Below are 20,955 nucleotides of genomic sequence, written 5' to 3'. Positions count from 1 at the left end.
TGCCCGCAGACGAAGTCCGCGCGACCCGATCGAACGGGTCGCCCTCGAACTTCCGCACCCCCGGGGTGCGTTCCTGCGGAGAGATTTCCTTGTCGAACACGAACATTTCCACCGGCCTGCCCGTACGGCGCGGCCTGCTCTACCTCGTCGTCACCGGTGCCGCCTGGGGCACCGCCGGCGCCGCCGCCTCGCTGGTCTACCGGACCAGCGACATGGGCTCCTTCGGCCTCTCCTTCTGGCGCTGCGCGCTGGGGCTCCTGCTGCTGCTCGCCGGACGCGGACTGCGCCCGCGAACCCGTCCCGTCACGGCCGAACCGCTGTCCCGGCGGGTGCTGAAGGCCGTCGCCACCGGCCTCGGCCTCGCGGTGTTCCAGACGGCCTACTTCGCGGCCGTGGCGGCCACCGGACTCGCCGTGGCCACGGTCGTCACCCTCGGCGCGGGCCCCGTCCTCATCGCGCTCGGCGCCCGGCTCCTGCTCGGCGAACGGCTCGGCACCGGCGGCGCGCTGTCGGTGGCCGGGGCCCTCGCCGGGCTCGCCGTGCTGACCTTCGGCGACTCGGCCGCGACCGTCCGCCCCGCGGGCGTGCTGCTCGCGCTGCTGTCGGCCGCGGGCTACGGTGCCATGACCCTGCTGACCCGCTGGTGGGGCCGGGACGGCGGGGCCGACGCCTCCGACACCACCGTGTGGGCCTTCGCGGTGACCACGGTGTGCCTGCTGCCGTTCGCCCTGCACGAGGGGCTGCTCCCGCACACCGGCCACCCGGCCCGGCTGCTGTGGCTCCTGTGCTACATCGCCGCCGTGCCCACGGCGCTCGCGTACGCCCTGTACTTCGCGGGCGCTGCCGTCGTACGGTCCGCCACGGTCTCCGTGATCATGCTCCTGGAGCCGGTGACCGCGGCCGTGCTCGCCGTCCTGCTGCTCGGTGAACGACTCACGGTCACCACGGTGGCCGGGACCCTGCTGATGCTCACGGCGGTCGCGGGCCTGACCGCCGGCGAGGCGGCGCAGCGCGGGGGGAGCCGCCCGGCGCACGCCCCGGTCGACGCGGAGCTGCCCGCGGAGACCTACCCCTCGGCGAGGTAGTCCGGCACCTCGATCCCGGACGCCAGGTCGGCGTTCGGGATCGGGGCGTCGTACCCCTTGCGGAGCGGGACGACGCCCGCCCAGTGGGGGAGGGCGAGGTCCTCGGGCTCGTCGTCGGCGCCGCCGGTGCGGATCTTCGCGGAGACCTCGTCCAGGTCGAGGCGGATCACCGCGGTGGCGGCCAGCTCCTTCTTGTTCGCGGGCCGGGAGTCGGCGGCCCGGCCCGGCACGACGTGGTCCACCAGAGCGTCCAGCGCGAGGCGCCGCTCCTCGGGATCGGTGACCTCGTGCGCGACGCCGTGCACCACGACCGAGCGGTAGTTGATCGTGTGGTGGAAGGCGGAGCGGGCCAGCACCAGACCGTCGACGTGGGTCACGGTCAGGCACACCGGCAGGCCCGGATCGGCCGCGCCGGTCATCCGGAGCGGACGCGAACCCGTCGAGCCGTGGACGTAGAGCCGCTCGCCCACCCGGCCGTACAGGGTGGGCAGCACCACGGGCGCGCCGTCGCGGACGAAGCCCAGGTGGCAGACGTACCCCTCGTCCAATATCGCGTGCACGACGTCCTTGTCGTACGACGCCTGGTCCGCGTCGCGCGTGGGCACGGTGCGGTCGGTCGGGGTGTAGGCGGTGGACTGGGTTTCCGCGGAAGTGCCCGGCATGACGGTCCCTCCAAGGCGAAGCCGTGTAACGCCCGCCTTTGTACTAGTGCATAATGTGTTTTGTGCTAGGAGAGTATCGGATCGAGGGGCGGGGCGCAGCAGAGATCGCGGCCGACGTCGAACGCGCCGTCGGCACCGGAAAGCTGACGCCGGGCCAACCGCTGCCCCCCATGCGGGAGTTGGCGGCCCGGCTGGGAGTGAATCCGAACACCGTGGCGGCCGCCTATCGCACCCTGCGCGAGCGCGGGGTGATCGAGACCGCCGGGCGGCGCGGCAGCCGGGTACGGCCCAAGCCCGTCACCACCGGACGCGACCAGTTGCGGGTGGAGGTGCCGCCGGGCGCCCGGGACCTGTCCACCGGCAACCCGGACCCGGCCCTGCTGCCCCGTCTCGCCCCGGCCCTGGCCGCCGCGGCCGAGGAGGGGGACCGCCGTCCCGTCCTGTACGGCGACGACCCCGTCGACCCGGATCTGGTCCGCGTCGCCCGTGCCGAACTCGACGCCGACGGCGTCCCGGAGGGCTCCCTCACCGTCACCTCGGGCTCCCTCGACGCCATCGAGCGCGTCCTCGCCGCCCATCTCCGGCCCGGGGACGCCGTCGCCGTGGAGGACCCCGGCTGGGGCAGCGTCCTCGATCTGATGCCGGCGCTCGGCCTGCGCGCCGTACCGGTGGCCGTGGACGACGACGGCCCGTCCCCGGAGGGCCTCGCCCGCGCCCTGGCCGCCGGGGCCCGCGCGCTGATCGTCACCGTCCGCGCCCAGAACCCGACCGGCGCCGCGGTGACCGCCTCCCGCGCGCGGGCCCTGCGCGCGGTGCTGCGGGAGCATCCGAACGCCCTGCTGATCGAGGACGACCACGGTCACGGGATCGTGGACCTTCCCCCGCACCCCCTCGCGGGTGCCACCCGGCACTGGGCCTTCCTGCGCTCCGCCGCCAAGACCTACGGTCCCGACCTGCGCCTCGCCGTGCTCGCCGGCGACCCGGTGACCGTCGACCGGGTCCGCGGCCGCCTGCGCCTCGGCCCCGGCTGGGTCAGCCTCCTGCTCCAGCGCGCGGTGGCCCATCTGTGGGCCGGGGGCGCGGTGGACCGGGCGGCGGTGGCGGAGTCGTACCGCTCCCGGCGGCAGCCCCTGATCGACGCCCTCGCCGTCCGCGGCGTCCGGGCCCAGGGGCGCAGCGGCATGAACCTCTGGATCCCGGTCCCCGACGAGACCACCGCGGTGGCCCGTCTCCTCCAGTCCGGCTGGGGCGTCGCCCCGGGCGCCCGCTTCCGCCTGACCAGCCCCCCGGCCATCCGTGTCACGGTGTCCCCGCTGGCCCCCGCGGACATCGAGCCGGTGGCGGAGGCGATCGCGACGGCGGTACGGCCGTCACCGTCGCGCGTCTACGGGTAGCCGCACCGAAGGCGGCCGGCGCACGCGCGCGCACCCGGCGCTCCGCCCGATCAGGCGCCCCTCTTCCCCCGTACCTGCGTGAGCGCCGCCCCCCGCGAGCACGATCACCGCCCCCACCGGCGTGTTCCAGCGCAGCGACTCCCCGAGGATCACGACGCCCGCCGCGGTCGCGATCACCGGAATGAAGTACGTGACCATCTGCGCCGTCGTGGGCCCGACTTCGGCGACCAGTCCGTACTGGAGGAGCACGGCGAGTCCCGTCCCGAGCGCCCCCAGCGCGGCGACCGCCAGCAGCGGAACAAGGGCGAAGTGCTTCGGCATGCCGGTGAACAGCGGTGTGACGAAGGCCAGTTGGACCGTCGCCAGCAGCAGCTGTCCGCCCGTCATCGACAGATGAGAGTTCCCCGTCCCCGCCAGCGTCCGCCTGACGTAGATCCAGCCCACCGGATAGCTCAGCGAGGCGAGCAGCGCCATCGCCGTGCCCGTGGCGTCGAGGCCGTGGAAGCCCTGCCACGCGCCGAGCACCGTCAGCACCCCGAGGAAGCCGAGCCCGAGCCCGGCCACCCGCACCCGCGTGGGCCGGTCCTCGGAGAGCGCGACGACGGACAGCACCATGCCCCACAGCGGCGACGTGGCGTTGCAGATGCCGGCCAGTGTGGAGGGGATGGTCAGCTCGGAGTAGGCGAAGAGGGAGAACGGCAGGGCGTTCAGGAAGAACGCGGCGACCGCCATGTGCGCCCACAGCCGCCCCCCGCGCGGCAGCCGCTCCCGCTTGACGGCCATCGCCGCCATCAGCACCGCCGTACCGAACACCAGTCGGCCCAGGGTGACCTGGAACGGCGCGTACCCGCTCGTCCCCACCTTGATCAGCAGAAAGCTGAAACCCCAGATCAGGGAGAGGGCGCCGAAGCGCAGCCGCCAGTCGAGACGGGGGCGGGGAGAGGAAGGGCCCGGGGTGGTGGGGGAGTGCGTACGGGATGTGGTGACCGTGCTCATGACGTCCACCATGCTGGACCAGAACTCTTAGCACAATCGAGAAATCACACGGGGTATCTCGTAGGATCTCTTATATGTTGAACCTGGAGCGCCTGCGTACTCTGGACGCCCTGGCCCGGCACGGCTCGGTCAGCGCCGCCGCCGACGCGCTGCACGTCACCACGTCCGCGGTCTCCCAGCAGCTGGGCAAGCTGGAACGCGAGATCGGCCAGCAACTGCTCGCCAAGAACGGCCGCGGCGTACGGCTCACGGACGCCGGCCGGCTGCTCTCGGAGCACGCGTCGCGCATCCTGTCGCAGGTCGAGCTGGCCGAGTCGGACCTGGAGGCGCACCGGGGACAGGTCGTCGGCGAGCTGCGGCTGTCGGCGTTCCCGACCGCCGCCCGGGGGCTGTTCCCCGTGGCGCTGCGGGCGCTGCGCGCCGAGCACCCGGGACTGCGGGTGCGCTCCAGCGAGCTGGAACCGGAGCAGGGCATCGCCTCCGTGGTGCGCGGCGACCTCGATCTCGCGGTGGTCCTGGACTGGTACAACAAGCCGATGCCGGTGCCCGACGGACTGGTCAAGGCGCCGCTCCTGGACGACCCGGCCGAGGTCGCGATGCCCGCCGGACACCGGCTCGCCGGCCGCGACGAGGTGGACCTCGCGGAGTTCGCCGAGGACGAGTGGATCACCTGGGGCGAGGGCGAGTTCTGCCACGAGTGGCTGATGTTCACCCTGCGCTCCAAGGGCGTCGAACCGATCGTCGGCCATCGCGCGGGCGAGACCCACACCCAGCTCCAGCTGGTGGCCGCCGGTCTGGGCGTGTGCATCGCCCCGCTGCTGGGCCGCCACCCGGTGCCCGACGGAGTGGTCCTCGTCCCCCTCACCCAGCGCGTGCGCCGGCACGTCTACGTCATCTGGCGCGCCGACGCCGACCGCCGTCCCTCCATCCGCGCCGCGGTCGAGGCCCTGCGCGCGGCGGCGCAGAAGGTCGGCTGACCCGCCCGGAGGCCGGACGCGCCGACGGGGCGTCCCGGCGGCCTCAGGGCGAACCGAGTTTGCGGAAGTCCCAGGACACGATCCGCTCCGGGACGAGCCGCGCCCAGGCATGCCGGCCGTCGTGCGGCATCTCGTCGATACCGAAGTACTTGCGGGCGAACAGCGGCTCCACCGGGACGAGTTCGGGGCACGGCCCACCCGTGCGGGGCACCTCGCCGACGAACTCCACCCGGCCCGCCAGTTCGGCCCCGCGCAACTCGCCGTACTCCTCGCCGGAGTCGACCACGACCGCCGCCCGGGGATCACGGCCGAGCTGGGCCCAACGGCGGCTGCGCACCACCGAGTACAGCCACAGCGCGCCGCCGTCCCAGGCGAACCAGAGCGCGCTCACGTGCGGGGCGCCGCCGGCCGAGACGGTCGCCACCCGGCACGTGCGCTGTGCGGCCAGGAACGCGTCCAGCTCGCCGGGCGTCATCATGATCCTGCGGCCCCGGCGCTGCGGTGCGACGGACATGCGGCCCCCTCGTCGTCGTACGGGAAAACCCTTCCCCGCCGATCCTCTGACATCGCGTCAGGGAAGGGAACGGGTCGTCTTCCCTCTCCCGCGGGCGGCCGCTACTCTCACCGCCCCGGACCCGGCGAAAGGCGCGTGATGGCGGCGTACCAGCGAGTGGGCGACCTCCTCGACCCGGCGAGCACCGTGCTGCTGACCGTGGAGTGCCAGCGGGGCGTGGTCGGCCCGGACGCCGCCCTGCCCGAACTCGCCCGCGCCGCCCGCTCCTCGGGGGCCCTCGGCAACGTCGCCCGGCTGGTCGCCGCCGCGCACCGGGGCGGCGTGCAGGTGATCCACGCGGTGGCCGAACGCCGCCCGGACGGCCGGGGCGCCAGCCGCAACGCCCGGCTGTTCCGCGCCGCCGAACGACTCCCCGTGCGGCAGCTGTCCGGCAGCACCGCGGTCCGGATCGCGCCCCCGGTCGAGGTCGCCGAGGAGGATCTCGTCGTACGACGGCTGCACGGGCTGTCGCCGCTCGGCGCCACCGGCATGGACGCCCTGCTGCGCAACCTCGGCTGCCGCACCCTGGTCGTCACCGGGGTCTCGGCCAACGTGGCGATCCCCAACACGGTGTTCGACGCGGTCAACCTCGGCTACACCGCGGTCGTCCCGGCCGACGCCATCGCCGGGGTGCCCGCCGCCTACACCGCCGCGGTGATCCGGCACACCCTCTCCCTCGTCGCCACCATCACCACCACCGACGAGATGCTCGGCCTCCTCGCGCCCCCGCGCCGCGGCCGTCCACAGTAACCTGGGGCGATGCTCAAGGAAGTCACCGCGACCCGCTTCATCACGCCCCTGCGTGAGGGCGGCTCGCTGCCGGGGCTCGTCGAGGCCGACGACTTCGGGACCTACGTCATGAAGTTCACCGGAGCCGGGCAGGGCCGCAAGACCCTGGTCGCCGAGGTGGTGTGCGGCGAACTCGCCCGGCGCCTCGGCTTCCGGACGCCCCGCCTGGTCACCGTCGAACTGGACGCCGTGCTGGGGCTCGGCGAGCCGGAGCAGCAGGTGCAGGAACTGCTGCGGGCCAGCGGCGGCACCAACCTCGGCATGGACTTCCTCTCCGGCGCCCTCGGCTACGACCCGCTCGCCTTCGAGGTGAGCCCCGAGGAGGCCGGGCGGATCGTCTGGTTCGACGCGCTGATCAACAACGTGGACCGCTCCTGGCGCAACCCCAACCTCCTGGTGCACCGCGGCGAGCTGTGGCTCATCGACCACGGCGCCACGATGATCTGGCACCACAACTGGCCCTCCGCCGAGGCCTCCGCGGCCCGCCCCTACGACGCCGGCGACCACGCCCTCGCCTGCTTCGCCCCCGACCTCGCCGCGGCCGCGGCCGACCTCGCGCCCCGCGTCACCGAGGACCTGCTCGCCGAGGTCACCGCCGAGATCCCGGACGCCTGGCTCGCCGGCGAACCCGGCTTCGACACCCCGGACGAACTGCGCCGGGCCTACGCGCGCCCGCTGCTCGCCCGCGCCGCCGTCATCGCCGGGCGCGTCACCGGCATCCAGGAGGACAAGTGAGCGAGACCCACATCCACATGGCCGGCCATGTGACCGAGCGCCACATCACCCGGGCCGGTCAGGGCGGCGACCGGGACGTCTTCGAGTACGCGCTGATCAGGGTCGTGCCCCGGATCGAGCGCGGCGAGTGCGTCAACGCGGGCGTGGCCGTCTACTGCCGCGCCCAGGGCTACGTCGGCGCCCGCACCCATCTGGACGAGGCGCGGCTGCGCGCCCTGGACCCGGAGGCCGACGTGGCCGGGATCCGGGCCGCTCTCGGCGCGATCGAGCGGCACTGCGCGGGTGGCGCGGCGGCCGGGCAGGCGGCCGGGGACGACGCCGGGCGCCGCTTCCGCTGGCTGATCGCGCCCCGCTCCACCGTCGTCCAGCCGGGTCCCGTGCACACCGGTCTGACCACCGACCCGGCCGCCGAGACGGAGCGGTTGCTGGACCTCCTGGTGAGGTAATGGATCACAACGTCGGGATGTGCCGTTGACACCGGGTGCCAGGGCTTCTAGCGTCGGGTGAGCCGAAGATACTAAGCGGTCGCTCACCGCACCGGAAGGCCCTCCCGAAGGGTCGTACGGGTTCTCTCAAGGGCGAGGAGAAACAGTCAATGTCCACCACTGAACAGCGGGTCGCGGTCGTCACCGGCGCCGCGCGCGGCATCGGTGCCGCCACCGCCGTGCGGCTGGCCGCCGAGGGCCGCGCGGTCGCCGTGATCGACCTGGACGAGGCCGCCTGCAAGGACACCGTCGACAAGATCACCGCGGCGGGCGGCAAGGCCATCGCGGTCGGCGCCGACGTCTCCGACGAGGCGCAGGTCGAGGCGGCCGTCGCCCGGATCGTCGCGGAGCTGGGCGCGCCGACGATCCTCGTCAACAACGCGGGCGTGCTGCGCGACAACCTGCTGTTCAAGATGAGCGTCTCCGACTGGGACACCGTCCTGAACGTGCACCTGCGCGGCTCCTTCCTGATGACCAAGGCCGTGCAGAAGCACATGGTCGACGCCGGCTTCGGCCGTGTCGTCAACCTGTCCTCCTCCTCGGCGCTCGGCAACCGCGGCCAGGCCAACTACTCGGCCGCCAAGGCGGGGCTCCAGGGCTTCACCAAGACCCTCGCCATCGAGCTGGGCAAGTTCGGCATCACCGCGAACGCCGTCGCCCCCGGTTTCATCGCCACCGAGATGACCAAGGCCACCGCCGACCGCGTCGGCATGGGCTTCGACGACTTCAAGAAGGCCGCCGCGAGCGCGATCCCGGTGCAGCGCGTCGGTGAGCCCGAGGACATCGCCAACGCCATCGCCTTCTTCACCGGCGAGGCGGCCGGATTCGTCTCCGGCCAGGTGCTGTACGTCGCCGGCGGACCGCTCGACTAGGGGATACGGGACATGACTTCCGCAGAACTTCCGCCGCTGTCGGGCGAGGTCGCCCTCGTCACCGGGGCCAGCCGCGGCATCGGCTACGGCGTCGCCGAGGCCCTCGTGGCACGCGGCGACCGGGTGTGCATCACCGGCCGCAACGAGGACGCGCTCAAGGAGGCCGTCGAGAAGCTCGGCGCCGAGCGGGTCATCGGCGTGGCCGGCAAGGCGCACGACCTCGACCACCAGAGCGAGGCCGTCGAGCGCACCATGGAGGCCTTCGGCCGCCTCGACCACCTGGTCAACAACGCGGGTACCAACCCGGTCTTCGGGCCCATCGCGGACCTGGACCTGGACGTCGCCCGCAAGGTCTTCGAGACCAACGTGATCTCGGCGCTCGGTTTCGCCCAGAAGACCTGGCACGCCTGGCAGAAGGACAACGGCGGCACGATCGTCAACATCGCCTCGATCGCGGGTCTCGCGCCCTCGCCGTTCATCGGCGCCTACGGCGTCAGCAAGGCCGCGATGATCAACCTGACCCAGCAGCTGGCGCACGAGTTCGCGCCCCGGGTGCGGGTCAACGCGATCGCCCCGGCCGTGGTCAAGACGAAGTTCGCCCAGGCCCTGTACGAGGGCCGTGAGGAGGAGGCGGCCGCCTCCTACCCGCTGGGCCGGCTCGGCGTGCCGTCCGACATCGGCGGCGCCGCGGCCTTCCTCACCTCCGGGCAGTCCGCCTGGGTCACCGGCCAGACCCTCGTCGTGGACGGTGGACTCTTCCTCAACGCCGGGGTGTGAAACCACCTCCCGGGCGCCGGATTCCGGACGGACCGGCGCCCGGGGCACCGCACAGCGGACGCCCGGCCGAATGACAACGTGGTCATGTTCTTTGCGATCAACCAGCCCCGATCCGGGGGAGGTTGGCCGTCTGACGCTGCGGTAAGGTCTGCCGACCTTGGTAGGCGGATCGAGGAGCGTGCGCGTTGTACAACCGGAACCGATTCCTGCGGAGAGTCGCGGCGATCGCGTCCGTGTCGCTGGTGGCGAGCGGCTGCGGCCTGCTGTCCGACGGAGGCCCGGCCGACGAGGGCCCGATCGTGGTCGGCACCACCAGCGCGCCCAGCACCCTGGATCCGGCCGGCGCCTGGGACGGGTCCTGGGAGCTGTACCGGAACATCTTCCAGACGCTCCTCGCCTACCCGAACGGCGCGACGGCCCCCCAGCCCGACGCGGCCGAGCACTGCTCCTTCGCCGACTCCTCCAGCCGCACCTACCGCTGCACCCTGCGCGCGGGCCTGAAGTTCGCCGACGGCGACCCGCTGAACGCCGAGGCCGTCAAGTACTCGGTCGACCGCATCCGCGCCGTCAACGCCCCCGGCGGCCCCGCCGGACTGCTCGGCAGCCTCGAAAGCGTGGACACCTCGGGCGACCGCGAGGTCGTCTTCCACCTCGGCAAGTCCGACGCCACCTTCCCCTTCGTGCTGGCCACCCCGGCCCTGTCGATCGTCGACCCGAAGGACTACCCGGCCCGCGCCCTGCGCAAGGACTCCGGCGCCGACGGCTCGGGGCCGTACAAGCTCCAGTCCTACCAGGAGGACCGGCAGGCCGTCCTCACCAGCAACGGCAACTACCACGGCTTCGCCCAGCGGCAGAACGACGCGGTGACCATCCGCTACTTCCAGGACTCCGCCGGGATGGTCAAGGCGCTGCGCGACAAGCAGATCGACGTCACCTACCGCGGTCTCGCCGCCGACGACATCCTCGCCCTCCAGCAGCAGGGAAACTCCGACCTCCAGCTCGTGGACGGCGCCGGCACGGACATCAGCTACCTGGTGTTCGACCCGAAGGACCCCTGGGCCGGGCGGCCCGCCGTGCGCAAGGCCGTCGCCCAGCTCCTGGACCGGGGCGCGATCGCGCACAAGGTCTACAAGGACACCGTCGACCCGCTGTACTCGATGGTCCCCAAGGGCCTCGTGGGCCACACCACCGCCTTCTTCGACGACTACGGGGACCCGAGCGACGCCAAGGCCCGGACGATCCTCCGGGACGCGGGCATCGACCAGAAGGTGCCGCTCACCCTCTGGTACACCACCGACCGCTACGGCTCCGAGACCGCCCTGATGTTCCAGGAGCTGAAGCGGCAGCTGGAGGGCTCCGGGCTGTTCACCGTCACCCTCAAGAGCCGTCCCTGGAAGACCTACGTCGTCGGCTACCAGAAGGGGGAGTACCCGGTGTTCGGCCGCGGCTGGTCCCCGGACTTCCCCGACGCGGACAACTTCATCGCCCCCTTCACCGGCGAGCAGAACGCGCTCGGCACGCCGTACCCGGCGAAGGAGATCACCGACCGGCTGCTGCCGCACTCGCGCGCGCAGAGCGACCGCGCCCAGACGGTCAAGGACATGGAGCAGGCCCAGCGCATCATCGCGAGCGACGTACAGCTGCTCCCGCTGTGGCAGGGCCGGCAGTACGTGGCGGCCAGCGACGACATATCCGGCGGAGAGCAGGCCCTCGACCCCTCCACGATCATGATGATGTGGACGCTGCACCGTAAGACCAGCTGGTGAGCGGCGGGACGCGGACCCCCGGGCGGACCCTTCGGGCGCCCGTTGTCAGTGGTCGCCTGTAGGTTCTGCATCCTGGAAGTGACCGCACGCGGTAATTGATCGACATCGTGAGGACGTTGACGTGACCGACATCGCCATGCTGCCCGAGTCCTGGCGCGGGGTTCTGGGCGACGAACTTCAGCAGCCCTACTTCAAGGAGCTGACCGAGTTCGTCGAGGAGGAGCGGGCGAAGGGCCCCGTCTACCCGCCGCGCGACGAGGTCTTCGCGGCGCTGGACGCCACGCCGTACGACAAGGTCAAGGTCCTCGTCCTCGGACAGGACCCGTACCACGGCGAGGGCCAGGGCCACGGTCTGTGCTTCTCGGTCCGTCCCGGCGTGAAGACCCCGCCCTCGCTGCGCAACATCTACAAGGAGATGCAGGCGGAACTGGGCCTCCCGATCCCGGACAACGGCTATCTGATGCCCTGGGCCCGCCAGGGTGTGCTGCTGCTCAACGCGGTCCTCACCGTCCGGGGCGGCGAGGCCAACTCGCACAAGAACAAGGGCTGGGAGAAGTTCACCGACGCCGTGATCCGCGCGGTGGACGCCCGCCCCGACCCGGCGGTGTTCGTGCTGTGGGGCAACTACGCGCAGAAGAAGCTCCCGCTGATCGACGAGGAGCGGCACGTGGTGGTCAAGGGCGCGCACCCCTCCCCGCTGTCCGCGAAGAAGTTCTTCGGCTCGCGTCCCTTCACCCAGATCAACGAGGCGATCGCCCGCCAGGGCCACGAGGCGGTCGACTGGCGCATCCCCGACCTGGGCTGACGGCGGCGCGCGACGGCGTCGGCGCCGCCTGACCGGGAATCCCGGCGGCGCCGGTTAGCGTCGGGGGCACGACAGCGGACGATCGCCGGAGGACGCGGTGGCGGAGCGACGGGAACAGACGGCCCGGGACGAGGTGCTGACGCGGATCGGCCAGGTCGTGATGCTGCACCACGGCGGCGACCGCGAGGAGGCCCGCAGCCGCTTCCTCGACCTGTGGGCGGAGATCGGCGAGGACGGCGACCCGCTGCACCGCTGCACCCTCGCGCACTACCTCGCCGACACCCAGGACGACCCCGCCGACGAACTCGCCTGGGACCTGAGGGCGTTGGCGGCGGCGCGGGAGCTGCCCGAGGGACATCCCCGGAGCGTGCCGGGATTCTTCCCCTCGCTCCACCTCAACCTGGCCGCGGACTACGCGAAGCTGGGCCGTACCGAGGCCGCCCGCACCCAGCTCGGCCACGCCCGCGCCGCCGCGGACGTCCTTCCGGACGACGGCTACGGCGCGGGCGTCCGGGCCGCGATCGGGCGCCTGGAGCTGCGGCTTGGGCAGGACGGTCCGCCGGGCGGCGGGGCCTGGGGGCCGCCGAGGCAGCGGCCCAGCTGAGGGGCGGCGTGCGGGCGGGACCGGCTGCGGGAGGCGCCGGTCACCGGCCGGTTCAGCGCCGCCCGTACGTCCGCTCGCAGATCTCCGACTCCGGGCTGTTGCCGCGCCAGCCGCCGTACTCGCGGCCCAGGTCGCACACGTTCGCGGGCACCTGCCGGGAGGTGCCCGGCGGTGGCTGCGCGGGGCGGTGCGCGGGGGGCCGGGCGCGCGGGGGAGCGGGCGGGCGCGCGGCGGGCGGGGCGGCCGGGCTCCCGTGCGGGGCGGCCTTGGCGGCGGGCGCCGGGTCGCCGGACGGGCCGACCATCTCCAGCGCCTCCCGGGCCGGTGCCTGCACCACCCGCGGGGACGCGCTGCCGTCCGCGCGGGGTGCCGCGGGGCGGGAGGGCGCGGCACTCGGGGGCGGTCCCGGTGCCGCCGTGTGCCGTACCGTCACGCACCCCGCGAGGGCCGAGGCGGCGACGGTGACCAGAAGCGCCGCGCTGATCGTCGTTCGATGCACCCGCGCAACGATGCTGGTTCGGCGCCCGGTTGGCATCGAGGAGTCGGGCCCGGTGCCGCCGCCCGGGTGAACTCCCGCACCGAACGAGGGGTTTCCGGGCGCCGGGGATGACGCCTCAGACGCCGACCGCGCCGTCGATCCGCTCCCGGAGCAGATCGGCGTGACCGTTGTGCCGGGCGTACTCCTCGATCATGTGGGTGTAGATCCAGCGGAGGCTGAACGCCTCACCGCTCGACCGGCTGGTGCGCCGGGAGAGGACGTCGAGCGACCGCCCCGCGGCATCGCGCCGGGCCGCGGCCACCTCGGCCTGCCAGGTGGCGTACGCCTCCTGCCAGGTGTCCGCCTCGGTGACGTGGAAGTCGCCGTCCGCGTCGTCCTCGGAGCAGTACAGGACGCCCTGGTCCTCGCCGAGCAGCACCTCGTGGAACCAGAACCGCTCCACCTCGGCCATGTGCCGCACCAGCCCCATCAGGGTCAGCCCGGACGGCGGCACCGACGCGGTGCGCAGCTGTTCGTCGGTCAGGCCCTCGCACTTCGCGATCAGGGTCCCGCGGTGGTAGTCCAGCCAGCCCTCCAGCATCTCGCGTTCGCCTGCGTTCAGGGCGGGTTCGTCGCGTTCGCTCGTCATGCCGCCCATCCTCGCCCGCCGGGTGCCGACGGTTCCAGGGGATTTCAGCGCCCCAGCATGCCCGCCAGCAACTCCCGTACATCTGCCTGGATCTCGGCGAGTTCCGGCACCTCCGTGCTGAACGACCCCGCCGCGCACGTGAACATCAGACCGTCCGCCCAGGCGACCAGCGACAGCACGTGCCGGTCCGGGTCGGGGGAGCCGGCGGCCCGGAGCATCGCGCCCAGTCGCTCCTTGAAGACGGCGCCGGCGCGGTCGTAGTAGGCGCGCAGTTCGGGGCGGCGGGTGGCCTCCAGGGCGAGTTCGTAGCGGGCGATCAGCAGGGCGCGGCCCTGGGTCAGGGAACGGTGCACCGCGCGGGCGAGTCCGTCGGCCAGCGGGTCGAGGCCGTCGGCCGGGTCGGGCAGTTCGGCCGGGGCGAGGATCCGGGCCTCGCGCTCGGCGTGCCGTCGTACCGCGAGTTCCAGCAGTGCCTGCCGGGTGCGGGCCACGTTCGAGGTCGAGCCCGGCGGGAGCCCGGCCGCCTCGTCCACGGCCCGGTGGGTCAGTCCGCGCATCCCGCGCTCGGCGAGCAGGGCGAGGGCGGTGTCGGCGACGAGGTCGGCGCGGGAGGGACCGGTGGTGCGTACGGACATGGGGAGACCCTATCCACCGCACTACGGGTGTAGTAGCGTGGACGTGTACTACAGTTGTAGTGAGGAAGGGGAGAGTCATGGCGGGATCGGCGCGCGCGGTCGTCATCGGCGGCGGGATCGGAGGGCTGGCGGCTGCCGCGGCCCTCCACGGGCGCGGCTGGGAGGTGACCGTGCTGGAGCGGGCCGGCTCCCTGGCCCCGGTCGGCGCCGGCATCTCACTCGCCCCCAACGCGCTGCGCGCCCTGGACGTCCTCGGCATCGGCGACGAGATCCGCGCCCTGGCCGCCTGGCAGGGCGACGGCGGACTGCGCACCCCCGCCGGGCGCTGGCTGTCGCGCAGCAGCGCCGAGGCCGTGACCGCGCGCTTCGGCGACCCTGTGGTGCTGCTGCCCCGGGCCACCCTGGTCGACCGCCTCGCCGCGCTGCTCCCACCCGGCGGCATCCGCACCGGGACCACGGCGACCGTCGCCGACCCGGGTGACCGCACACGGCCCGCGCGTGTGCGCACCGGCCCCACCACGCCCGCCGGTCCCGGTGACCCGGCCGCCCCCTCCACCGGCCACGAAGAGCTGGAGGCCGAACTGGTCGTCGGAGCGGACGGCATCAACTCCCGTGTCCGGGCCGCCCTGTTCCCCGGCCACCCGGGGCCGGTGTACTCCGGGTTCACCACCTGGCGGCTCCTGATCCCCGTGCCCGGTGCCGAGTTCGCGTCGCACGAGACCTGGGGCCGCGGCCACCTGTGGGGCACGCACCCGCTCAAGGACGGCCGGGTCTACGCCTACGCGGCGGCCGTCACCCCGGCGGGCGGCCGTGCCCCCGACGACGAGCTGGCCGAACTGCTGCGCCGGTACGGGAGCTGGCACCACCCCGTGCCCGCCGTGCTCGCCGCCGCCCGTCCCGAGGACGTCCTGCGGCACGACGTCCGCCACATCGCCACCCCGCTGCCCGCCTACCACTCGGGCCGGGTCGCCCTCCTCGGCGACGCCGCCCACGCCATGCCGCCCACCCTCGGACAGGGCGGCAACCAGGCCCTTGAGGACGCGGTCGTGCTCGCGCACCACGCCTGCGCGCCCGCCGGCGACCTCGCCGCCTACACCGCCGCCCGGCTCCCGCGTACGACGGCCATCGCCCGCCAGGCCGTCAGGACCGCGCGCGTCAACCTGGCGAGCGGCCGCGCCGCCGTCGCCGTGCGCGACACCGCGATGGCCGCCCTGTCCACGTTCGACCCCGCCCTCTTCCTGCGCGGCTTCGACGGCATCGCCGGCTGGCGGCCCCCGTATGCTGCCGGGGAGGTACACGCGGGCGAGCGCCAGGGGAGAGACACGTGAAGGTCGGTTGCATCGGACTCGGGGACATCGCGCAGAAGGCGTACCTGCCGGTGCTGGGCGCGCTGCCCGGGATCGACCTCCATCTGCACACCCGCACCCCCGCCACCCTCGTCCGGGTCGCCGACGGCCTGCACCTGCCACCCGGGCGGCGGCACGGGGACCTGGACGCGCTGCTCGCCGCCGGGCTCGACGCGGCCTTCGTGCACGCGCCCACGGCCGCCCACCCCGAGATCGTCACCCGGCTGCTGGAGGCGGGGGTGCCGACCTACGTGGACAAGCCGCTCGCCTTCGAACTCGGCGACTCCGAGCGACTGGTGGCGCTGGCCGAGGAGCGCGGCGTCTCCCTGTTCGTCGGCTTCAACCGGCGCTACGCACCCGGGTACGCGCAGTGCCTGGAGCACCCGCGCGAGCTGATCCTGCTCCAGAAGAACCGCGTCGGGCTGCCCGAGGAGCCCCGCTCGATGATCCTGGACGACTTCGTCCACGTGGTCGACACGCTGCGCTTCCTCGCGCCGGGCCCGATCGACGACGTCACGGTCCGCGCCCGCGTCCAGGACGGGCTGCTGCACCATGTGGTGCTCCAGCTCGGCGGCGACGGCTTCACCGCGCTCGGCGTGATGAACCGGCTCAGCGGCTCCGCCGAGGAGATACTCGAGGTCTCCGGGCAGGACACCAAGCGCCAGGTGCTCAACCTCGCCGAGGTGATCGACCACAAGGGCCAGCCGACCGTGCGCCGGCGCGGCGACTGGGTGCCGGTGGCCCGTCAGCGCGGCATCGAGCAGGCGGTGCACGCCTTCCTGGACGCGGTGCGCGCCGGGCAGGTGCTCAGCGCCCGGGACGCGCTGGCGACCCATGAGCTGTGCGAGCGGGTGGTGCGAGCGGTTCAGGACCACCCCGGCGCGGCCTGAGCACCCGTACCCCCTCGCCGGCGCACAGCGCGGCCAGCACCAGCAGCGCGACCTGCGCCGGCCAGTCGCCGTAGCGCACGTACGGGGTGCTGCCGTGCGCGAGCGGGACGTCGTACACCTGTGCGGTGCTGGCGCCGGTGCCCAGCCAGGGTCCGAGCCGCTGCCCGCTCGGGCCGTACACGGCGGAGACGCCGGTGAGGGTCGCGTGCACCATCGGGCGGCCGGTCTCGGCGGCGCGCAGCGCGGCCAGCGAGGCGTGCTGCCCAGGGGCCCAGCTGTGCTGGAAGGTCGAGGTGGAGGACTGCCCGAGCAGCACGTCCGCGCCGTCCTCGGCGAGGTGCCGGCTCATGTCGGGGAACGCGGTCTCGAAGCAGATCAGCGGGCCGATCCGCAGCCCGTGCCCCACGTTCATCACGACCTGCTCGGTGCCGCGCCTGCGGTCCTCCCCGGCCGCCTTGCCCACCGAGGTGGCCCAGCCGAGCAGGGAGCGGGCGGGTATGTACTCGCCGAAGGGGACGAGGCGCATCTTGTCGTACCGGTCACCGGTCGGGCCGTCGGGACCGACGAGCACCGAACTCTTGTAGATCCCGGGCCGGTCGGAGCGGCGGGCGTCCACGTCGACCAGCACATCGGCGCCGGTCGCGCGGGACAGCGCGGCGATCCGCCGGGCCAGGTCGGGCCGGTCGGCGAGGTCGTAGCCGACGCTGGACTCGCCCCACACCACCAGGTCGACGTCCTGCCCGACGAGCCGCCGGGTCAGCCGCTCCTCCCGGTCGAAACGCAGCCGCGCGCTGTCCCGCCCGGCCACGACGCCCGGCTGTACGACGGCGATCCGCGTCCTCCCGTCGATCTGCGGCCGGGGCGCCCAGGTCCACGCGGCCGTGGTCGCGGCGGCGGTGGCGACCACCGTGGCCACCGCCGGCATCCGCGCCCCGCGCACCGAGACCAGCACGGCCGCCGCCACGTTCACGGCCACCACCAGGAAGCTCAGCAGCCAGACCCCGCCGACCGAGGCCAGCCGCAGCGCCGGTGCCACCTGCCACTGGCTGGCGCCCAGGATGCCCCAGGGCCCGCCGAGTCCCTGCCAGGAGCGGACCAGCTCCACCAGCAGCCAGCCCGAGGGCAGCACCAGGAGCGCGACGGCGCACCGGCCGGGGGAGGGGGCGCCGCCCAGATAGCGGCGCACCAGCCATCCCCAGGGCATCCAGAGCAGGCCGAGCAGCGCGCCGATCAGGAAGATGAACACGTGCAGGCTCGGCAGCAGCCAGTGGTGCACGGCGACCAGGTAGCCGAAGCCGCCGCACCAGCCGTCGTACGCCGCCCGCCGGCCGGTGGGCGCGGAGCGGGCCAGCAGCAGCCAGGGGACCAGGGCGACGTAGGCGAACCACCACAGCGACGGCGCCGGGAAGGCCAGCACGGGCAGGGCGCCCGCGAGGGCGACGACGGCGGAGCGCCGCCAGGGGGAGGCCAGCCAGCGGTCGATCGTCGTCATGCGGAGCCTCCCTACACCCCAGGGCTCCAGTGTGCGCGCCGCAAGCGATCTACGACAGGGGGCCTTCGGCCCCTGGTCACCGGTGCGGGGTCGTCCGCCGCCACTTCTCGGTGACCACCACCTCGCCGATCCGCCAGCCCTCCGGCGTGCGCAGCAGCCCGAAGTCGTACCGCCCGCCGCTCTCCAGGTCCGGCGCGGCCGGGCCGCCCCCGTCCGTGAGGCGCATCGGATTGACGTAGTCGGCCCGCACCCGCGCGGTGTCCCCGGTGTCGTGCTCCAGCACCCCGAAGCGCACCCGCCGGTTGACGATCAGGTGCTGGCGCACGGCGAACCGCCCCAGGTTCTCGGCGAGCCACCCGGCGATCTCCCCCGCCCCGCCCTCGATCCCTCCGGACGAACGGTAATCGGCCCTGCCCCCGGGCGTGAACAGGCTCCGGTACGCCGCCCAGTCGCCGTCGTCCACCGTCACCGCGTACGCGGTGACCAGTTCGTCCACGGCCAGCCGGTCCAGCACGGTCGCGAGTTCCGCACGCTGCGTCATCGCCTCAGTCTTGGCCACGGCGGGAACGGAGCCAAGAGGCGTGCGGGGGAATTCGGTGGTTCGGGGGAGCGGGGGACCTGTACGGCACCCCTCGCTATGCTCTGGCACCGTGTCCGATCTCCCAGACCTTCACAGCGCGACCATAGACGCGATCGTAAGTAACGCCGGCCGCGCGACGCTGCCTTTCCAGCGGCTGCACCGGGAGGATCGGCACGCGACCGCCTTCTGGTTCAACGAGCTGGTGGGGACCACCGCCGAGGGCGAGGTCATCCGGCAGTACCTCGTGACCGCCAGTGAGCCGGCGAGGGTCGAGAACGCCGAGTTCACGCTGCGGCCGGAGCTGTGCGCTCCCGCGATGAGCGCCGGGAAACTGCTGATGACCGACTTCGCCGAGGGGTGGATCCACCTCGACGGCCTGGGCGTGGCGGTCATGTCCACCGCCGGGCTGCACGCGCACGGCGCGCGCAAGGGGTGGCGCTGGACGACCGACGAGATCACCGACGGCATCGCGGCCGGGGAGGAGGACGTGGCCGGCCTCGGCGCGGAGCCGGTCGCGGCCTATGTGCTGGGCCACGACGTGGGGGCCGGTGACGGCGCCCGGGAGCAGGCTGTCGTGGTCGGCGGGGTCACGCGCACCGCCGACGGCGACGTCCGCTGGGTCGGGGATCTGCCGCGGGGGTGTGTCGGCGCGCCCGTCTTCGTCAGCGCCCCCGTCGGCGGGAACAGCTTCAAGCTGGTCTGTGCGGGGGTGGTGCTGCCCGGCGACGACCACCACCCGATCGCCACCTTCGACCGCATCCGCACCGCCCTGCGCGCCCTCGCCCCGGACACGGCGTCGGCTCGCGGGGCGGCCGGACCGGACACCCGCCCACGGGAACCGAAGCGGCGCTGGTGGCGGCGTGGCTGACACCGAGCCGGAGCCTTCGCCGTACCAGCGGGCCCTGCGGCAACGGCTCCTCGCCGCCCCGGTGGTACCGGCGCCCCAGCCCTGGCAGCGCGTCGCGTACGCCCCGGTCGGCGGACTTCTCGGGATCGGCTTCGCCCCGCACCCCGCGACCGGCCGGGACCTGGTGATGGTGGTCTCGGGCGACGGCCACGGCCTGTTCGACGGGGTCACGGGAGAGAAGATCGCCCGGGACCGCGACCCCGACCCCGAGGACAGCACCCCCGACGCGGACCCCGACCTGTCGTGTCCCGGACTGGGACCGGTCGCCGGCAGCAGGGTGCGTATCGCCGGGCTCTTCGGCGGCGGTCTCCACACCACCACCGGGGACGGCTGGGGACTGGACGTCGTGGTCCCGGCCTGGCCGCACGAGCGCGTCCTGCTGTCCGACGGCGGCGGGTTCCCCTACTCCGGTCCGCACGGCGAGCGTTGGTGGCACGTCTTCCACTGCGCCTACTCCGAGTTCCGCGCCGCCGGCTTCTCCCCCTCCGGGCAGACCCTCGCCGTCGCGACGAGCAGCGATCTGTCCCTGTGGACACGCGCGACGGGCCGCAGCGGCGCGGGGAGCTGACCGGGTCAGGCCGCCTCGATGATCTCCTCGCGGATCGCCTCGGCCCACTCCACGACCAGGAGTTCGTACTCCGCGCGTTCCTGGGCGGAGAGGGAGCCGCCCGTGCGCAGCCACAGGGCGCGGATCTGCTCGTTCACCTCGGCGGCAGACCGTGTGGAACCAGGGGGCGGGACATGGGGGGACATGCGGAACAGCCTAGGGGCATGGGCTGACACTGCGCTACCGCGCGGCTACGCAGAACGTATGCCGTTGGTCACCGGTGCGCTCGGGTGTGACCCGCGGTCGGCCCAGTTCAGGTGGCATATGCCCGGCTGAGTTGACGCCGGGCGGCGGCGGGGAGATGGCCGAAACGGGGGCGGCGGGGCGCCGGGAGCCCGGGTGGACCACCTTGTCGCGCACGGGTGTTCAGGTGGACACGGGGCCCTTGACCGTCCAGCCCGGGGTCTGCGGGTGGGCGGTCAGGTCGTCGTGGTGGACGGGGGCGCCGCAGGCGCGGCAGGTGACGACCGGGACGAGGTCGTGGCCGCAGCTGTGCTCCATGGTCATGGGCAGGTCGGTGTTGTCGCGCAGATGGCGGTCGCCCCACTCCTTGAGGGCCATCAGGACCGGCTCCAGCTCCAGGCCCGCCGCGGTCGGCCGGTAGTCGAAGCGCCGGGGGTGCTCGCTGTAGGCGCGCTTGGTGAGGACCCCGGCGTCCACGAGCCGGCGCAGCCGGGTGGCGAGGATGTCGCGCGGGGCGCCGATGTTGCGCACCAGCTGGTCGAACCGGCCGTTGCCCAGGCACACCTCCCGCAGCACGAGCAGGGAGTACTTCTCGCCCACCACCGCGAGGGTGTCGGCGATGGAGCAGGGGCGCGGGTCCTTCGGTGCGGCCATGGCGCCCAGTTTAGTTGAGGGTTTGGTTTTCCAA

Annotated in this window: 24 protein-coding genes and 1 pseudogene; 15 read left to right on the top strand and 10 right to left on the bottom strand. The window is 73.5% G+C overall.

Annotated features, from left to right (window positions below; translation table 11 throughout):
* The first annotated feature begins 89 nt into the window (after nt 1-89).
* Complete coding sequence (locus QSK45_RS20175; protein ID WP_285558812.1) at nt 90-1,085, top strand: DMT family transporter; 996 nt, start codon at nt 90-92, stop codon at nt 1,083-1,085.
* Here QSK45_RS20175 and QSK45_RS20170 read toward each other — a convergent pair.
* Nucleotides 1,067-1,747, bottom strand: a complete 681-nt coding sequence (locus tag QSK45_RS20170; protein WP_285558809.1) for a pyridoxamine 5'-phosphate oxidase family protein — start codon at nt 1,745-1,747, stop codon at nt 1,067-1,069. The two genes, QSK45_RS20175 and QSK45_RS20170, sit on opposite strands and share 19 nt — an antisense overlap.
* A gap of 62 nt (nt 1,748-1,809) precedes the next feature.
* On the opposite strand from QSK45_RS20170, the gene QSK45_RS20165 reads away from it, so the two are divergent.
* Nucleotides 1,810-3,141 carry an aminotransferase class I/II-fold pyridoxal phosphate-dependent enzyme gene (locus tag QSK45_RS20165; RefSeq protein ID WP_285558807.1) on the top strand — a complete coding sequence of 444 codons (1,332 nt, stop codon included), beginning with the start codon at nt 1,810-1,812 and terminating at the stop codon, nt 3,139-3,141.
* A 50-nt stretch (nt 3,142-3,191) separates the two neighbouring features.
* Here QSK45_RS20165 and QSK45_RS20160 read toward each other — a convergent pair.
* Nucleotides 3,192-4,137: pseudogene (locus QSK45_RS20160) on the bottom strand (DMT family transporter).
* Nucleotides 4,138-4,211: 74 nt separating this feature from the next.
* Between QSK45_RS20160 and QSK45_RS20155 the strand changes: the two are divergent.
* The gene (locus tag QSK45_RS20155) at nt 4,212-5,114 is read left to right on the top strand and encodes a LysR family transcriptional regulator (RefSeq protein WP_285558803.1); all 903 of its coding nucleotides are present in this window, start codon (nt 4,212-4,214) and stop codon (nt 5,112-5,114) included.
* A gap of 43 nt (nt 5,115-5,157) precedes the next feature.
* Here QSK45_RS20155 and QSK45_RS20150 read toward each other — a convergent pair whose 3' ends face one another.
* Nucleotides 5,158-5,628 (bottom strand): pyridoxamine 5'-phosphate oxidase family protein, encoded by a 471-nt coding sequence (locus QSK45_RS20150; RefSeq protein WP_285558801.1) that lies wholly within the window; start codon nt 5,626-5,628, stop codon nt 5,158-5,160.
* Nucleotides 5,629-5,766: 138 nt separating this feature from the next.
* Between QSK45_RS20150 and QSK45_RS20145 the strand changes: the two genes are divergently transcribed.
* From QSK45_RS20145 to QSK45_RS20110, 8 genes are all read left to right on the top strand, one after another.
* Nucleotides 5,767-6,417 carry a cysteine hydrolase family protein gene (locus QSK45_RS20145; protein WP_285558799.1) on the top strand — a complete coding sequence of 217 codons (651 nt, stop codon included), beginning with the start codon at nt 5,767-5,769 and terminating at the stop codon, nt 6,415-6,417.
* Between the two features lie 9 nt (nt 6,418-6,426).
* Nucleotides 6,427-7,191, top strand: a complete 765-nt coding sequence (locus QSK45_RS20140; RefSeq protein ID WP_285558797.1) for a HipA family kinase — start codon at nt 6,427-6,429, stop codon at nt 7,189-7,191.
* Entirely contained in the window at nt 7,188-7,637 is a 450-nt protein-coding gene (locus QSK45_RS20135) for a DUF3037 domain-containing protein (RefSeq protein ID WP_285558795.1), read from the top strand. Before QSK45_RS20140 ends, QSK45_RS20135 begins: the two co-directional genes overlap by 4 nt.
* 149 nt (nt 7,638-7,786) lie before the next feature.
* On the top strand, nt 7,787-8,548 hold the full coding sequence (gene fabG / locus QSK45_RS20130) for a 3-oxoacyl-ACP reductase FabG (protein ID WP_285558793.1): 762 nt from the start codon (nt 7,787-7,789) through the stop codon (nt 8,546-8,548).
* Between the two features lie 12 nt (nt 8,549-8,560).
* Complete coding sequence (locus QSK45_RS20125) at nt 8,561-9,325, top strand: SDR family oxidoreductase (RefSeq protein WP_285558791.1); 765 nt, start codon at nt 8,561-8,563, stop codon at nt 9,323-9,325.
* A 185-nt stretch (nt 9,326-9,510) separates the two neighbouring features.
* A complete protein-coding gene (locus QSK45_RS20120; protein WP_285558789.1) occupies nt 9,511-11,091 on the top strand; it encodes an ABC transporter substrate-binding protein in 1,581 nt (526 codons plus the stop codon).
* Nucleotides 11,092-11,212: 121 nt separating this feature from the next.
* A complete protein-coding gene (gene ung / locus QSK45_RS20115) occupies nt 11,213-11,896 on the top strand; it encodes a uracil-DNA glycosylase (protein ID WP_285558787.1) in 684 nt (227 codons plus the stop codon).
* A 97-nt stretch (nt 11,897-11,993) separates the two neighbouring features.
* Nucleotides 11,994-12,500 carry a hypothetical protein gene (locus QSK45_RS20110; protein WP_285558785.1) on the top strand — a complete coding sequence of 169 codons (507 nt, stop codon included), beginning with the start codon at nt 11,994-11,996 and terminating at the stop codon, nt 12,498-12,500.
* Nucleotides 12,501-12,552: 52 nt separating this feature from the next.
* Here the strand turns inward: QSK45_RS20110 and QSK45_RS20105 are convergent, their stop codons facing one another.
* From QSK45_RS20105 to QSK45_RS20095, 3 genes are all read right to left on the bottom strand, one after another.
* Entirely contained in the window at nt 12,553-12,999 is a 447-nt protein-coding gene (locus QSK45_RS20105) for a hypothetical protein (RefSeq protein ID WP_285558783.1), read from the bottom strand.
* A 115-nt stretch (nt 13,000-13,114) separates the two neighbouring features.
* Nucleotides 13,115-13,627: a DinB family protein gene (locus QSK45_RS20100; protein WP_285558781.1), complete on the bottom strand. Its 513-nt coding sequence runs from the start codon at nt 13,625-13,627 to the stop codon at nt 13,115-13,117.
* A 44-nt stretch (nt 13,628-13,671) separates the two neighbouring features.
* Nucleotides 13,672-14,262 carry a TetR/AcrR family transcriptional regulator gene (locus QSK45_RS20095; protein ID WP_285558779.1) on the bottom strand — a complete coding sequence of 197 codons (591 nt, stop codon included), beginning with the start codon at nt 14,260-14,262 and terminating at the stop codon, nt 13,672-13,674.
* Nucleotides 14,263-14,339: 77 nt separating this feature from the next.
* Here QSK45_RS20095 and QSK45_RS20090 point away from each other — a divergent pair, with 77 nt between their 5' ends.
* Entirely contained in the window at nt 14,340-15,590 is a 1,251-nt protein-coding gene (locus QSK45_RS20090; RefSeq protein WP_285558777.1) for an FAD-dependent monooxygenase, read from the top strand.
* Entirely contained in the window at nt 15,587-16,498 is a 912-nt protein-coding gene (locus tag QSK45_RS20085; protein ID WP_285558775.1) for a Gfo/Idh/MocA family protein, read from the top strand. Before QSK45_RS20090 ends, QSK45_RS20085 begins: the two co-directional genes overlap by 4 nt.
* On the opposite strand, the gene lnt is transcribed toward QSK45_RS20085, so the two are convergent.
* A complete protein-coding gene (gene lnt, locus QSK45_RS20080; protein WP_285558773.1) occupies nt 16,416-17,990 on the bottom strand; it encodes an apolipoprotein N-acyltransferase in 1,575 nt (524 codons plus the stop codon). The two genes, QSK45_RS20085 and lnt, sit on opposite strands and share 83 nt — an antisense overlap.
* A 76-nt stretch (nt 17,991-18,066) precedes the next feature.
* Nucleotides 18,067-18,531, bottom strand: coding sequence for a nuclear transport factor 2 family protein (locus QSK45_RS20075; RefSeq protein ID WP_285558771.1), 465 nt, complete (start codon nt 18,529-18,531; stop codon nt 18,067-18,069).
* A gap of 109 nt (nt 18,532-18,640) precedes the next feature.
* Here QSK45_RS20075 and QSK45_RS20070 point away from each other — a divergent pair, with 109 nt between their 5' ends.
* Together QSK45_RS20070 and QSK45_RS20065 are read left to right on the top strand one after the other, a co-directional pair.
* Nucleotides 18,641-19,438: a hypothetical protein gene (locus QSK45_RS20070; protein WP_285558769.1), complete on the top strand. Its 798-nt coding sequence runs from the start codon at nt 18,641-18,643 to the stop codon at nt 19,436-19,438.
* Complete coding sequence (locus QSK45_RS20065) at nt 19,431-20,045, top strand: hypothetical protein (RefSeq protein ID WP_285558767.1); 615 nt, start codon at nt 19,431-19,433, stop codon at nt 20,043-20,045. The genes QSK45_RS20070 and QSK45_RS20065 overlap by 8 nt, the downstream gene beginning before the upstream one ends.
* Before the next feature lie 5 nt (nt 20,046-20,050).
* On the opposite strand, the gene QSK45_RS20060 is transcribed toward QSK45_RS20065, so the two are convergent.
* Both QSK45_RS20060 and QSK45_RS20055 read right to left on the bottom strand, forming a co-directional pair.
* On the bottom strand, nt 20,051-20,230 hold the full coding sequence (locus QSK45_RS20060) for a hypothetical protein (protein ID WP_285558765.1): 180 nt from the start codon (nt 20,228-20,230) through the stop codon (nt 20,051-20,053).
* Nucleotides 20,231-20,450: 220 nt separating this feature from the next.
* On the bottom strand, nt 20,451-20,921 hold the full coding sequence (locus tag QSK45_RS20055) for a winged helix-turn-helix transcriptional regulator (RefSeq protein WP_285558764.1): 471 nt from the start codon (nt 20,919-20,921) through the stop codon (nt 20,451-20,453).
* Between the last annotated feature and the right edge of the window lie 34 nt (nt 20,922-20,955).

This window comes from Streptomyces hygroscopicus subsp. hygroscopicus (genome assembly GCF_030269125.1).
GTDB classification, from domain to species: domain Bacteria; phylum Actinomycetota; class Actinomycetes; order Streptomycetales; family Streptomycetaceae; genus Streptomyces; species Streptomyces hygroscopicus_C.
The sequence above is the reverse complement of the archived record's forward strand: the minus strand, read 5'-3'. Positions and strand labels throughout refer to the sequence as shown.